This is a genomic window from Methanolobus bombayensis, from assembly GCF_017873415.1.
Taxonomy (GTDB): Archaea; Halobacteriota; Methanosarcinia; order Methanosarcinales; family Methanosarcinaceae; genus Methanolobus; species Methanolobus bombayensis.
Genome location: NZ_JAGGKD010000006.1, coordinates 156,620 through 170,855 on the forward strand (window position 1 = coordinate 156,620; position 14,236 = coordinate 170,855).

16 protein-coding genes are annotated in these 14,236 nt (G+C 41.1%); 11 read left to right on the forward strand and 5 right to left on the reverse strand.

All coding sequences use genetic code 11. The annotated features are described in order from the left end of the window. The first annotated feature begins 22 nt into the window (after positions 1-22). From J2746_RS09130 to J2746_RS09155, 6 genes are all read left to right on the forward strand, one after another. Positions 23-1,021 (forward strand): PhoU domain-containing protein, encoded by a 999-nt coding sequence (locus tag J2746_RS09130; RefSeq protein WP_209619796.1) that lies wholly within the window; start codon positions 23-25, stop codon positions 1,019-1,021. A 112-nt stretch (positions 1,022-1,133) separates the two neighbouring features. Then, positions 1,134-1,769: an Era-like GTP-binding protein gene (locus tag J2746_RS09135; protein WP_209619520.1), complete on the forward strand. Its 636-nt coding sequence runs from the start codon at positions 1,134-1,136 to the stop codon at positions 1,767-1,769. Positions 1,770-1,774: 5 nt separating this feature from the next. Then, positions 1,775-2,137, forward strand: coding sequence for a DUF2073 domain-containing protein (locus J2746_RS09140; protein WP_209619523.1), 363 nt, complete (start codon positions 1,775-1,777; stop codon positions 2,135-2,137). Positions 2,138-2,151: 14 nt separating this feature from the next. Next, positions 2,152-2,676: a hypothetical protein gene (locus J2746_RS09145; protein ID WP_209619526.1), complete on the forward strand. Its 525-nt coding sequence runs from the start codon at positions 2,152-2,154 to the stop codon at positions 2,674-2,676. 22 nt (positions 2,677-2,698) lie between these two features. Continuing rightward, a complete protein-coding gene (gene hxlB, locus J2746_RS09150; RefSeq protein ID WP_209619529.1) occupies positions 2,699-3,307 on the forward strand; it encodes a 6-phospho-3-hexuloisomerase in 609 nt (202 codons plus the stop codon). A 15-nt stretch (positions 3,308-3,322) separates the two neighbouring features. Beyond that, entirely contained in the window at positions 3,323-4,444 is a 1,122-nt protein-coding gene (locus J2746_RS09155; RefSeq protein ID WP_209619533.1) for a pyridoxal phosphate-dependent aminotransferase, read from the forward strand. 7 nt (positions 4,445-4,451) lie between these two features. Here J2746_RS09155 and J2746_RS09160 read toward each other — a convergent pair whose 3' ends face one another. Continuing rightward, positions 4,452-5,456 carry an NOG1 family protein gene (locus J2746_RS09160; RefSeq protein WP_209619536.1) on the reverse strand — a complete coding sequence of 335 codons (1,005 nt, stop codon included), beginning with the start codon at positions 5,454-5,456 and terminating at the stop codon, positions 4,452-4,454. Positions 5,457-5,628: 172 nt separating this feature from the next. Between J2746_RS09160 and J2746_RS09165 the strand changes: the two genes are divergently transcribed. Next, positions 5,629-6,507 (forward strand): CBS domain-containing protein, encoded by an 879-nt coding sequence (locus tag J2746_RS09165; protein ID WP_209619553.1) that lies wholly within the window; start codon positions 5,629-5,631, stop codon positions 6,505-6,507. Positions 6,508-6,530: 23 nt separating this feature from the next. Here J2746_RS09165 and hisE read toward each other — a convergent pair whose 3' ends face one another. The 4 genes from hisE to J2746_RS09185 all read right to left on the reverse strand — a co-directional run bounded on the left by hisE (position 6,531) and on the right by J2746_RS09185 (position 11,020). Beyond that, positions 6,531-6,830 carry a phosphoribosyl-ATP diphosphatase gene (gene hisE / locus J2746_RS09170; protein WP_209619555.1) on the reverse strand — a complete coding sequence of 100 codons (300 nt, stop codon included), beginning with the start codon at positions 6,828-6,830 and terminating at the stop codon, positions 6,531-6,533. A 241-nt stretch (positions 6,831-7,071) separates the two neighbouring features. After that, positions 7,072-8,352: a 3-isopropylmalate dehydratase large subunit gene (locus J2746_RS09175; protein WP_209619557.1), complete on the reverse strand. Its 1,281-nt coding sequence runs from the start codon at positions 8,350-8,352 to the stop codon at positions 7,072-7,074. A gap of 73 nt (positions 8,353-8,425) precedes the next feature. After that, entirely contained in the window at positions 8,426-9,136 is a 711-nt protein-coding gene (locus J2746_RS09180) for a YkgJ family cysteine cluster protein (protein WP_209619558.1), read from the reverse strand. A gap of 414 nt (positions 9,137-9,550) precedes the next feature. Then, entirely contained in the window at positions 9,551-11,020 is a 1,470-nt protein-coding gene (locus tag J2746_RS09185; RefSeq protein WP_209619799.1) for a DHH family phosphoesterase, read from the reverse strand. A 116-nt stretch (positions 11,021-11,136) separates the two neighbouring features. Here J2746_RS09185 and J2746_RS09190 point away from each other — a divergent pair, with 116 nt between their 5' ends. The 4 genes from J2746_RS09190 to J2746_RS09205 all read left to right on the forward strand — a co-directional run bounded on the left by J2746_RS09190 (position 11,137) and on the right by J2746_RS09205 (position 14,227). Beyond that, positions 11,137-12,615, forward strand: a complete 1,479-nt coding sequence (locus J2746_RS09190; RefSeq protein ID WP_209619559.1) for an NAD(P)H-hydrate dehydratase — start codon at positions 11,137-11,139, stop codon at positions 12,613-12,615. Then, positions 12,615-12,797, forward strand: coding sequence for a hypothetical protein (locus J2746_RS09195; RefSeq protein ID WP_209619560.1), 183 nt, complete (start codon positions 12,615-12,617; stop codon positions 12,795-12,797). Before J2746_RS09190 ends, J2746_RS09195 begins: the two co-directional genes overlap by 1 nt. Positions 12,798-12,810: 13 nt before the next feature. Beyond that, entirely contained in the window at positions 12,811-13,287 is a 477-nt protein-coding gene (gene moaC, locus J2746_RS09200) for a cyclic pyranopterin monophosphate synthase MoaC (RefSeq protein ID WP_209619561.1), read from the forward strand. Between the two features lie 91 nt (positions 13,288-13,378). Beyond that, positions 13,379-14,227, forward strand: coding sequence for a ribose-phosphate diphosphokinase (locus J2746_RS09205; protein WP_209619562.1), 849 nt, complete (start codon positions 13,379-13,381; stop codon positions 14,225-14,227). Positions 14,228-14,236: the final 9 nt, after the last annotated feature.

The window sequence follows — 14,236 nt, forward strand, 5'->3', positions numbered from 1 at the left end:
CAAACATAAATGAGGGATTTCAATAGAAACCAGAAAAGTTCAGCAGACAGGTGGTTCTACATATATAATTTCTCTTCCGAAAAACTGGGCAGATAAAGTGGGTATCAAAACAGGTAGCAGGGTGACTTTACAGCCACAACCGGATGGTAAACTGGTACTTGATCCAATACATGATGCTCCTCCTGTAAGGAAGATCCAGATAGATGTTAGCGGGCTTATGGGTGATGCGCTCATAAGGGATATGATTGCAGCTTATCTTGCAGGTTCTGATATCATTGAGGTGAAAGCCGACAGAATCCTGGCAGAACAGAAGAATATTATCCGCAGTATGTGCTACAAGCTTATCGGGCCTGAGATCATCGAGGAAACTGCTAAAAAAGTAGTTATCCAGGACCTTTTGAATCCAGATGAGATCTCTATTAAAAAGAGTGTACGAAGGATGTATCTGATATCCAATTCCATGCACATAGATGCAGTAAAAGCAATCAAGACCCGTGACTCTGATCTTGCACTTGATGTGGACCAGAGGGATGATGATGTTGACAGACTTTTCCTTCTGATAGCAAAACAGTTCCGTTCCATACTACGTGGTGCAAGATTGCCTGACGCAGCAGAGACATCTATTGATGAATATCATGACCTCCGAATGGCAGCCGGTCCTATTGAGCGTATAGCAGACCATGCGCGTAAAATAGCAAAGGTTACTAATGTACTGGATGAGCCAATTCCGGATGATATTATGGAAATGATAGAGAATACATCTGAGATGTCAAGAAAGATCGTTGAGGATGCAATTGATGCACTGTATAATTTTGATGTGGAAATGGCAAATCAGGTAATAGACAGGGTTGCCCGCATGTCTCCTATGATCCACAAATTGAACGGTGCTATTCTAAAGATCGATTCTTATGGGTCAGTAGTTGCCCTTGGTACTGTGGTTGACAGTATTGACAGGACCGGCGATTACGGTTCAAATATTGCCGAAATTGCAATAAACTCTGCAATGTCAAGGATAGTATGATCTGAAAATACTCAATTTGCATGTTCAGATAATAAAAATTATATGTCAATGAGTGTTTATACTACTAAAATTATCCATAATTAAATATAATGCTACTTCACGGAGGGAATGAATGGGCGTAATCACATCGTTCAAGAGGAATTTTTCAGACCTTTTTAAAAAACTGTTTAATAAACAGAATGCCCGAATAGGGATATATGGACCGCCAAATGCAGGGAAGACAACTCTTGCTAACCGGATCTTAAGAGACTGGACCGGTGATGCAATGGGTTCTGTTTCCAATGTTGCTCATGAAACAAGAAGAGCAAGGCGCAGGGAAGGCGTGACAATTAACACCAATGGAAGCTCCATAACACTTGATATTATTGATACTCCCGGACTTGCTACAAAGATCGATTTCCATGAGTTCATGGAGCAGGGAATGGATGAGGCTGAGTCTAAGAGGCGCGCCAAAGAAGCCACTGAAGGTGTCATTGAAGCTGTAAAATGGCTTGAGAACCTTGATGGTGTTATTCTTGTCATGGATGCAACTGAAGACCCTTTTACCCAGGTAAATGTGACTGTTATTGGTAATATGGAAGCAAGAGATCTTCCGCTTCTCATTGTCGCTAACAAGGTGGATCTTCCGGAAGCTTCTCCTTCAACTATAAGAGATGCTTTCCCGCAGCATCCAATGGTTTCCATATCAGCCCTGGAGGGAAAGAACATAGAGACTTTCTATGAAGAACTTGCAAAGAGGTTCGGGTGATTGCAATGCAGGGCTTCCAGATGGATCTTGTATCAGAGCACAGGCTTTCTCAAATGTCACCTGTTGAAAAGGTCAGATTTATTATAGATGAGGTAAAAAGCGGAAAGATACTGGTCCTTGAAAAAGGTCTGAGTCCTGAAGAGGAAGCAAGCCTTATAGAGATGACAATGACTCTTATTGAGCCAGACGGTTTTTCCGGAATAGAGATGGAAAGTTATCCATCAGAAATGGACACATCCTTCCTCGGGAAGATCCTCAAAAAGAATACTCTCAAAACACGTCTGACTGTCATCGGGCCTGCTGATCAGCTAAAGACCTTGAAAAAGGATCGTAATATGATCAGTGCTCTCATTTCCACAAACAAATAATTTGCGTGAAGCAAATGGGTCAAAAATCAACGAAAGAAAATTTAATATCACCAAATCTTTCCCTGTCTTCTTTTGAGATGGGGCGAGATGATGTGAACGTAGTCTGTACCTACGGTAAAATATCCATATGGTTCGGAAGACAGGTGCCGGATATAGTTATAGGTCAGATACTTCTTGGTATCTCTAAGATTGACAAAGCGGCAATCCATGAACTTGAAATCATATGCGACTTCGATGAGATAATGGAATATGAAAGCAATGGCTATATTCTTGTTTCTTATGCGAAGTCAAAGGAGGGGTACAGAACAACTTTCAATGTTCCTTTTTCCAGCAAGAAAGCTCTTTTCCATCTAGCAGGTTCCATAACCGAAGAACTTAAAGAGAAGGACACTATCTTAGACTGCTACTGGACCGGCGATGACTCCGATATAATGCGTTTGTATGAGGAGTTAAACAATATCGAAGGCTGGAAACTTAAAAGCATCAATTATAAAGAGGATGCAAAAGAAAAAAATAGTGATATTATAATTTCTGATTGACCTGGTAAATTGAGGAACTCTGATGAAAGAAATCCATTTAACTGAATGTAAATACTTAACTTCTTCTATTTTATTGATGGCCGAACACCTTGAAAATGTGGCTAACAAGCTTGACAAGGATTCCGTCAGGCAGATGCTTGAGGATATAATGGGTGCAAGGCGCATCTTCGTGATGGGTGCAGGCCGCTCAGGACTTGTCGGAAGGGCATTTGCCATGAGGCTTATGCACCTTGGTCTCACATCACACGTTGTTGGTGAATCAACAACTCCTGCTGTCAGCAAAGATGATGTTGTCATAGCAATCTCAGGCTCAGGTCAGACTCGTTCTATTGCAAATCTGGGAAGAGTTGCTAAAGAGATCGGTGCAAAACTTGTTACCATCACAACCAATCAGGACTCAACCCTTGGTGAGTTGTCAGACACAGTAATTGTTCTTCCGGGAAGGACAAAGGATGATGCAGGTGGCTATGTTGAACGTCACATGCGTGGTGAATATACATATCTTACTCCTCTAGGTACTTCTTTTGAAACTTCATCAAGTGTTTTCCTTGATGCTGTTATTGCAGAGCTTATCTACATAACAGGCGCTTCAGAAGAAGGACTCAAGTCAAGACACACAAATATTGAATAGATGCAAAGTGATAATATGCCTGATTCGAAGTTCGCACAAAGGGTTCTGGGTATTGATATTTCCGGGATAAGAAAGATGTTTGAGGGCGCAGGTACAAATTCTATAAATCTTGGTCTCGGACAACCTGATTTTGATACGCCGAAACACATTAAGCAGGCTGCTATCGATGCTATCAATGAAGGTTTTACCGGCTATACTCCAGGTCCCGGCATTCCTGAACTTCTTCAGGCTTTGAGCTCCAAATTCAAAGAGCAGAATTTTTTTGATGTTTCTCCGGATGAGATAATCGTAACTTCCGGTGCATCAGAAGCTCTTGAACTTGCCATTGCATCCCTTGTAAATCCGGGTGATGATGTGATGATAGCAAACCCGGGTTTTGTTTCTTACAATTCTCTTGTAAATATTATGGGTGGAAATGTAGTACCTCTACCTCTTGCTGATGACCTGACCATCAGTCCTGAAACTGTTATGGAGAATATAACTCCGAAAACAAAGGCGATGGTAATCAATTCTCCTGCAAATCCAACAGGTGCGGTGCAGAGTAAGGCTGACATGAAGGCATTTGCGGAAATAGCAGACGATCACAACATCACAATAATCTCAGATGAGGTGTACGAGCATTTCATCTATGAGGGTGAACACGTAAGTCCTGCTCAGCTCTCAGATAATGTGATAACAATTAATGCAGTGTCCAAAACATATTCTATGACCGGATGGAGAATAGGTTATGTTGCTGCCAGAAAAGAGTACACTGAGCAGATGATCAAGGTTCATCAGTATGTGCAGGCGTGTGCCAATTCAATTGCGCAGAAGGCAGCATATGCAGCGATCTCAGGTCCGATGGATTCTGTCTATGCAATGCGTGATGAGTTCAAGGCTCGCAGGGATATGCTTGTTGAAGGTCTGAACTCTATCGGACTTAAATGTGAATCTCCAAAAGGTGCTTTCTATGCTTTCCCTGAAGTTCCTGAGGGAGCAACATCAGGAGAGATCGCTTCAAAATTAATCTCAAACGGAGTAATAGTTGTCCCTGGTACTGCCTTTGGTGACCGCGGAGAAGGACACATACGTCTTTCCTATGCATCATCAATGGACAATTTAAAACAAGCTCTTGATATAATGGAAAAAGTATTGTGATGACTTTTTAATAGTCATCTATTATCTCATTTTCTTTAACTGCTTCTTTTTCTTCGATGGCTTTTTTGACCATTTCTATAAGAGTTGAAGTTACTTCTTCGACACCTTCGTCGGTTGCAGTGGACATTTTCATGTCTACAAAATCAAGTTCCCTGAATTGCGGCAGATCTGCCTTGTTAGCAACAACGAGTACCGGTAATTTGAATTCACTGTGAACGTCTTCAAGCATGCGCTTCTGGTCTTCGATCTCATAACCGCAGGTCTCACTTGCATCAATGATGAAAAGAACAACAGCATCAAGATTCTTCAGTGCTGTGATTGCCTGAAGCTCAATTTCGTTGCGCTCTGACATTGGTCTGTCAAGAAGACCTGGCGTGTCCATTACCTGATATCTATCATTACCTACAAAGAAATGTCCTATTGATACTCCTTTTGTTGTAAAGGGGTAAGACGCTATCTCAGGTGTTGCACCTGTTACTTTTGTAACAAAGCTGGATTTTCCTATGTTGGGATAACCTGCAACGACAATAGTTGGTTCATCATGTACTGAAGGTAGTTTCCTGAGTTTGTTACGGGCCTCATTTAAGAATTTGAGGTCCTTGCTGATTGAACTTATAATGGATGCAAGACGTCCGAAACATTGTTTCCTGATAGGCAGAGGGTCTCTGCTCTTTCTCATCTTTCCTACATGGTCTCTTGCGACTTCGTGTATCTTTGCGCTGGCCCAGTCAAGCCTGCTAAGGGATCTTCTCATATCATCCACACCCACCACTACATCTGCAAGTTCATAATAGAATGGTGGCAGGTTCTCAAAAGTTGGGAATCTTCTGACTATATTCTTCAGATTATCTGTGAGTATATTGGCAGCTGTAAGTATCATTGATTCATTTGCCTCAAGAGCTGTCTTCCTTCCGGTTATTTTCTTTCCCGTCATTGCTCTTGTGGCTCTTCTGAATGCCTTGTCCAACAATTCGTCAGAACTTGGCACTGTATTAATTTTCTCAAAGATCATGTTTCTTCCTGTCTTGGCTTCAAATCACTTCAAAATATAAATCCCTATTCCTATATATACAATATTTACAAATTATCTATTTGGTACTCACCTGCGGAGATACTATACTATGTTTTATATATCTCCTTTGAGTATCTATAAACTATATTTGAGTTTATGGACCGGTGATTTAGTGGAACTGACTCCTATTCAGAAAGATATTCTTATTGCATTGATCAATCTCCAGAGGGAAAAAGATCGTGCTGTAAAAGGTGAAGAAATTGCAGAACTCATTAGCCGAAACCCAGGTACAGTCCGAAATCAGATGCAATCTTTGAAAGTCCTTGGTCTTGTTGAAGGCGTTCCCGGTCCGAAAGGCGGATATAAAGCAACAGGCGAGGCCTATGAAGCTTTAAGTATCACAGCAATGGACCATGAGGCAAGTGTTCCTATTTACAGGAACGATAATCTGGTAGATGGGGCAACAGTAGCTGAGATTAGTTTTACAACAGTGAGGCATCCTGATCTTTGTCATGGTATGATAAAAGTACTTGGAAACATAAAGAGTTTTGAACAGGGAGATCTTGTTCAGGCAGGTCCGACACCTGTTAACAAACTGGTGGTTCGGGGAGAGGTAGTCGGAAGGGACGATACACAGAACACTCTTGTTTTCTCTATAAGTGAAATGATATCTCTGCCAAAAAAACCTGTTAAAAACTATGCCCGGACAGATATGATTTCCATAAGTATGAATGCGACCATTCAGGAAACAGCCCGCATTTTAGTGGATCGCAGTATTCATGGCGCACCTGTTGTCGATGAGGGTGATAACATCCTTGGGGTAGTTACTTTTACAGATATTGGAGATGCTGTGGCTAGTGGAAAGATGACTGCAAAGGTCAAGGATATAATGACCCGTGATCTCATTACACTGGATTCAGAAACATCTCTTTATGACGCCGTGAAAATGTTTGACGTTCACAATATAGGCTTTTTACTGGTGTCTTATGATGGTGTCCCAAAGGGAATCCTGTCCAAAAAGGATGTATTCCATGAACTGACCGTGTACTGATATTAAAAATAAATTAAAAGGAATTATTTCCTTCTTTTTTTAAGTTCGGTGGCAATTTCTTCAAGGTTTATTCCCTTTGCCACGAACATAACAATAAGGTGGAATAAAAGGTCTGATGATTCGTATATCATCTCTTCCTTATTCTCACTCTTAACTGCAAGAATTGTTTCTATAGATTCCTCGCCAACCTTTTCCAGTATTTTGTCAATACCTTTTCTGTGATTGAGTAAAGAACATACGTATGAGTCTTCAGAAGGATTCTCTTTTCTGTCTGTTACTATGTCGTAAAGCTCGTTAAGTATTGAGAGATCAGTTTCAGGCATGATTTATCCTTTCCTGATAGAAAGTAATCATATTACATCTTTATGGTGCACAGTTCAAACGGGCAACCCAAAAGATGATTTTTGAAGGTAAACAGCTTAAAAACAGTTATAGTGACGTTGGTTGTAATCCACACACAATATGACGGGATAGTGTTGGTTATACCAACGTCTGGAACTATCATATAAATTTGTGTAATATATCTTTTGTGGTCTCACAGTTGAAAAAAAGAAAAGGCGGAGTTCAGATCTTCCTCGGATCTGTGATTTCTCCTGTGAGTGCTGATGCTGCAGCGGTTGCTGGTGAGCTCAGGTATACGAAGGACTGTGGGCTTCCCTCACGTCCCTTGAAATTACGGTTGGATGTTGCAAGTCCGACCTCACCTTCACCGAGAAGTCCGAAAGAACCTCCCATACACGGTCCACAGCATGGTGCTTCAACAATTGCTCCTGCTTCCATGAACTGCTCAATGTAGCCTGCTCTGAGAACCTTCATGTATTCAGTTCTTGATGCAGGGATGATAAGAAGCCTTACACCCTTTGCAACAGGTTCGTCACCCATCATCTTTGCAACAACTTCGATATCCTCGAATCTTCCGTTTGTACATGAACCTACAAATATCTGGTCAACCTTTGTACCTTCAACTTCTGTTACAGGCTTAACGTTGTCTACATTGTGTGGACATGCGACCTGTGGTTCAAGGTTGCTTATGTCATACTTGTGAAGTTCACAGTCTGCACCTTCATCAGACTTCCAGTATGGGTCAAACTCATAGTCTGGTATTCTTTCCTTGAGGTATGCTTCTGTAACTGCGTCAGCTTCAATGATACCTGCCTTACCGCCCATTTCAATAGCCATGTTGGAGATGGTCATACGTTCGGACATTGGCAGTGAGCTGATAGCTGAACCTGCGTATTCTGCTGCCTTGTATCTTGCACCTTCTGCACCCACGTCTCCGATGAGATGGAGGATGATGTCCTTTGAGTAGACATGTTCCGGAAGCTTTCCTTCAACTTCGAACCTGATAGTCTCAGGTACTTTGAACCAGAGTTTTCCTGATGCAAAGACAGCTGCCATATCAGTTGAGCCGATGCCTGTTGAGAATGCACCCAGTGAACCGTATGCACAGGTATGTGAGTCAGAACCTACTACAAGGTCTCCTGGTTTGACGTGTCCCTTCTCAGGCATAACCTGGTGGCAGACACCTTCGTAAACGTCATAGTTGATAATGCCTTGTTCCTTTGCGAACTTTCTGAGCATTATATGGTTCTGTGCAGCATTGAGTGAGTCTGCAGGAACCTGGTGGTCGAAAAGAATTACGATCTTACTTGGATCCCATACTTTCTTCTCTTCCTTGTCCCTCATTATCTCGTAGAATCCATCTACTGCAAGAGGTCCTGTGATGTCGTGGGTCATTGCCCTGTCTATATTGGCCAGTACGAATTCTCCGGCTTTTACCGTTTTCCCGGCAGCCTTTGAAAAGATCTTCTCAGAGATCGTCATAGGTTCATTATTAGTGGACATGTTTATTCCTGCATAATGTTTATTCATTATAAATCAATCGATAAACTGGAATTAAGTGTAAATTCGAGTTAATTCAGATTTTTTTTCTAATCCTACAGCTTCCCTCACTATAATGGATAATGTAATTTAAGTACCCTTGCTTCAGGTCAGATTCAGCAATATTAAGACTATTGTCGCCTGTTTTGAATCCGATGTAGTTCTTATATGTAAGTATGGTGTCCTCTAATTCCAGAATATATCTTTTGAGCACTAGCTCTGCAAGCTCACAACTTTCCTGGTGGCTTATTTCTTTTCCAATACCTTCGCATTCCGAAGTGTTGAGCTTAAATCCTTCTATGTAGAATGGATACGTACTGCACAAAAGGGGTCTTAGTTTGTAAATCCCACAACGGTTATTTGTGGCATCATCTGGAATGAAAGAGCAATCTCCGTTCTTCTTACGTTTCAGCATCCATCCGAATGTATGGATATTGCCATCTTCATCAATGAGTCCGTCTGCTGAATTTATCTTGCATTCTTCTTCAGGAGATTCAGCTTCAGTGATAAAAGGTTCTGCAATCTCTTCCCATTTGAGATCACTTTCATTTTCGATATTATGTATCTCTGTGGTGGTTATAGCAACCCGGTTGTCTCCAAAATCCCTGCGACAGCATTTTCCACACATTATGCATTGAAATCCTATATTGTAGATCTGATCTGCAATTTGCTGCACGTTTATCTTTTTAACAACACCAAGCTCTGTTTCAAGCTCATGGATAAGGATTTCTTTTAATTTCTCATTCATCTGCTTATCTGAATGTTTTCATCATTTATCTTTAGTAAGGTTGAACTTCACAGAGAATCCATTCATAAATTTGTTGTGTTACGTATGTTTTCACTTTTTTTATTGTGACCACTGTGTGAATCTGGTAATACCCTGTATTATGTGGTATTATTTTGTAAGAGCATATAATTTACGCAGTTTAATACGTAATCTCTTTGTATTCGCGTGTATGCTCTTGCATTTATTTACGATTCGTCTGAGAAATTGTTCTTATATGGTTTATAGGTTGAAATATAAAATGTGCCATATTGCAGCCTGATATATATACTGAAATATATGTGAGATATAATATATTATTTATCATCTATGTAATATGCTCTATATTCTATAGTATATATTCTTATATTCAATAACTTAAAAAGACAACAGAAGAGCCTACTCATCGGTCTCTTCTACACCCACGGCTGACAGGAATCTTTTGACCACAGATTCATTGACAAGCCTTAATAATGTCTGGCGGTCCTTGGATGCACTGAATACTCCAAGCGGGATCTGTGCGGCTGCAGCAGTTGCGTGTCCTCCACCGGAATCCTCTCCGAAAGCTGTTTTCATTACATCTCCCAGATTTACCCTGATATCATTGCTGCGACCGGAAATGTATATCTTTTCGTCAGTAACTCCGAATACAATGGATGTTGATATGCCTTCAAGGTTCAGCAGGTAGTCCGCTGCCTGAGGCAAGGTGTCCCTGGTTCGAATACTTCCCACATTTGAGAGCAGATAGCTCCCGATAACCTGTCTGCTGTTGATAGCTTCACCAAGAACATCAAGGGTTTCAATTGACATTGAAGGACGTTCCAGTTGCTCCAGCACATCATGATCTGATAAAGGATATAGGTATGAAGCCGCTGAAAGGTCTGAAGAATCGGTGTTCCTCTTAAAATCAAGGGTATCAGTTCTGATGCCATAAAGAAGTGCAGTTGCCAGTTCACTGTCAATATCAATATTGAGTTCCTGCAGGTATTTTGTCAGGATTGTAGCAGAAGCACCAACATGTGGTCGTATGTCTATATAATCTGCATCTATATCTGCATCAGGAAGAGGATGATGGTCTATTATTATGTTCACATGAGTCTCGGACGGAAGTGAATTATTTGCTCCTGGTATTGAACAATCGACAAGAGCAAGGTTCTCATAATTTGTAAATCCCACATCTTCAGATCTGAAAAGGTCGATTCCAAGTAAATTCACAAATGCTTTGTTCTCCTGATGACCGATCTCTCCATGATATATGATATCTGCAAGCACGTCAAAATGGTTGGCAATTGTTTTCAGTGCAAGGGCGCTGGATATAGCATCAGGATCGGGATTATCATGGACCACGATACCAAGCTTCTTTGTTTTATTTGCTTCAAACCATTGTGTGAGTTTATTACCTCTGCGCATTGCCTCTGCGCGTTCAAGTGATCTTGAAAGGGATTTTGCTACCATTCTCGGAGGCATTATAACAAGGTCTGCCCCAAGGGTTTCCATTTCCTGCATGTTGATCACATCAGGAGCTCTAACCACACAGTAGATATCCGATGATACTTTTTCCCTGATGTTCTTAAGGGCTACTTTGTTTGCCTTCGGATCAGAACTCAATATCAGAATACCTGCAAGGTTTTTGGTGTTTATTATGTCAAAGAGATGAGGATCGCTGACATCACCAACCATAGCTTCATATGCTTCCTCACGAAGTGTTTCAACCTTCTGAGAGTCCTTATCAACGATAATAAGCTCCTTGTCAAGTTCCCTGAGTTCCTTGGCTAATGCAAATCCAAAACTTCCACTACCAAGGATAAGGTATGTGGGCTTGATTTTAGTTTTGTCAGTTGCGTTAATCTCCTTTGCAACGTTGTTAATATAATAACCTCCATCTGGTTAAGGGTCATATTTGCATAAAACAATTTTGAATAAAATAACAGAAATAATACATTAACTGATAAATAGAATGCAAACTAAGGAATAAATAGGTAACCATGTTCTCTATCACTTCTTCAAAAATGCGCTCAATTGATGCTAATTGCTCATATCTTGGACAAATACCTGTGCAGCTTATGGAAAATGCCGGTGCCTCAATTGCAAGGGAGATAATTTCAAAGATAAGTTCCGGTAAAGTCCTTTTTGTTGCGGGAAGGGGAAACAACGGAGGAGATGCTTTCGTTGCTGCGCGTCATCTTGCAATGAATAAGAACTATGATGTTAAACTAATAATCCTTGGACATTCATCCCGCATAAGAACGGAAGAATCAAAACAGAACTTTTCTCTTCTCCAATACAGCGGCCTTACAGAAATAAAAGAAATCACAGATTCAAAGGAACTTGAAAAATATCCCGGCTGGATGAATAATGACATCATCGTTGACGGAGTACTGGGTTCCGGAATAAAAGGTGTACCCAGGGAACCTGAATCCACTGCAATTGATTTGATCAATTCCTCCAATTCATACATAATTTCCATAGATTCCCCATCAGGGTATGATTTAGATGGAGGAAAGTTTGTAAAAAGTGTGATTGCAGACCTGACAATCACATTCCACAAAATGAAAACAGGCCTTGAACTTCCGAATTCTGAAAAGTATGCAGGTCAGGTAAAAGTTGCTCCAATAGGTGTTTGCAGGGATGCCGAAGAATATGTGGGAATGGGAGATTTGATGTCCCTTGCATGCAGGAATAAAGATTCTCACAAAGGCAATTCCGGAAGAGTTCTCGTTGTCGGTGGAGGCGCTTACTATGGTGCTCCTGCTCTTGCAGCTATGGCAGCACTCCGGACAGGTGCCGATATTGTAACAGTTGCAGTACCGGAAAATGTTGCCGATACTGTTGCTTCATTCTCACCAGATCTCATTGTAGTACCACTTGAAGGTGAAAGATTAAATCCATCAAATATTCCTGTCATTAAAAACTTGCTGCAAACCCATGATGTTGCTGTTATAGGTCCGGGTCTTGGGAGGGAGAAAGAAACTCAGGAAACAGTGGAACAGCTTCTGCCTCTATGTAGGAAAGCTGTTGTTGATGCAGATGCGCTCTTTGGGCTGAAGTTACCCATAAAAAGTGAGGTAAAATTCATCCTGACGCCTCATTCTGCCGAGTTCTCGAGGCTTTCAGGTTCAGATGTTCCGAAAGAACTCGATTCTAAAAAGAATCTTGTCAATCAGTTTGCTTCTGGAAAAGATGTTACGGTCATTCTGAAAGGAAAGACCGACATAATCTCTGATGGAACAGTTACCCGGCTTAACAGAACAGGCAATGCCGGAATGACTGTTGGTGGCACAGGGGATGTACTGACTGGTATTACAGGTGCTCTCTTTGCAGTCAATGATGCTATGGATGCTGCTTCATGTGCTGTTTTCATTAACGGTTCAGCCGGTGATCTTGCATTTGAGGAAAGAGGTAACGGTTTGCTTGCGACAGATATAATTGACCGGATAACCGATGTTATATTAGGTGTATTATAATGGAGCGGGAAAGCAGAAAAATTAGTGTGGATATTGAAAGAAAGTGGATACGTATTATTGTCAGTCATGGTAAGGATGAGGAAATACTCAAACTTAAAATTGATGAGGCGCGCAGTCTGAAAGAACAACTAAATACTACTATTGAGGATTACCTGCAGAGACAAAATATTAGAATTGATTAAAAACGGTGATTAATTGGAAGCCACATTCACACATATTGAGAACGATCGCGCGGTCATGGTGGACATTAGTAAAAAGGATACAATTGTCAGAAAAGCAATAGCTTCTGGTGATATTGTCCTCAATGATGCAACCATTGAGAAGATACGCACAGGAAATGTTGAAAAGGGAAATGTGTTTTCCACCGCACGCGTGGCTTCTATTATGGCGGTAAAAAAGACTCCTGAACTTATTCCAATGTGCCACCAGATTCCAATTACCAAAGTGGATGTGGATTTTTCAATTCATGGGAACATCGTTCGTGCAACTGTTGAGGTACGTTCCGTGGGAAAGACAGGTGTTGAGATGGAGGCTCTTACAGGTGTCTCGGTTTCCCTGCTGACAGTCTGGGACATGGTTAAGTCTGCAGAGAAAGATGAGACCGGGAACTATCCTGCTACTGGGATTCAAAATATAAAGGTTCTTGAGAAAGTCAAAATGAACCAAAAATAATGTATTTGAGGGATGCATTAGGGTGCATTCCAAATCACTCTGATCAATTATCAAATTTAATTATTAATCAAATCTTAAAGAGGTAAATTATTTGAAAATTATAGGAGGACCAGCATCCCAGGCTCTTTCATCAAGGGTTGCAAGAGAACTTAATATTGAGCCTACTGTATGTGACTTCACAAGGTTCCCTGACGGCGAACTGTATTCACGTATACTTGATGAGGACGTGGATGAAGTTACTATTGTCCAGAGTACAACAACGGATTCTGATCTTGTTGCATTATTACAGCTTATTGACGCCTGCGAGGATTCACCTGTCATAAATGTGGTTATACCATACATGGGTTATGCCAGACAGGATAAAAAGTTCAAGACCGGGGAACCAATAACTGCCAGGGCTATTGCAAGGACAATTAATGCGGACAGGATATTCACGGTCAATATACATGAGGCAAGTGTTCTGAATTATTTTAATGCTGATGCATTCGATCTTGATGCTTCCCGTCTTCTGGGTTATCATATAAGGTCACTGAACCTGTGTAACCCTCTGATTGTATCACCTGACAAGGGAGCAATAAATCTTGCAGAGAACACAGCTACCGATGTAGGCCTGGAATTTGACTATCTTGAAAAGACAAGGCATTCCGGTGATTCAGTTACTATCAAAGCAAAGAATGTCGATGTAATGAACAGAGACATTATTATTATCGATGACATGATTGCAACCGGCGGAACAATGGCAGAATCCATCAAATTGCTGAAATCCCAGGGAGCGAAGGATGTCTATCTCGCATGTGTGCATCCGGTTCTCGCAAGAAATGCTGTGTTGCGCCTGTACAATGCAGGGGTAAAAGATATTATAACCACCGACACAATAGAAAAGGTACAGAGTTGTGTCAGTGTGGCACCTTTGATAGCCAATGCTTTAAGAAGTATATGATAATTAATA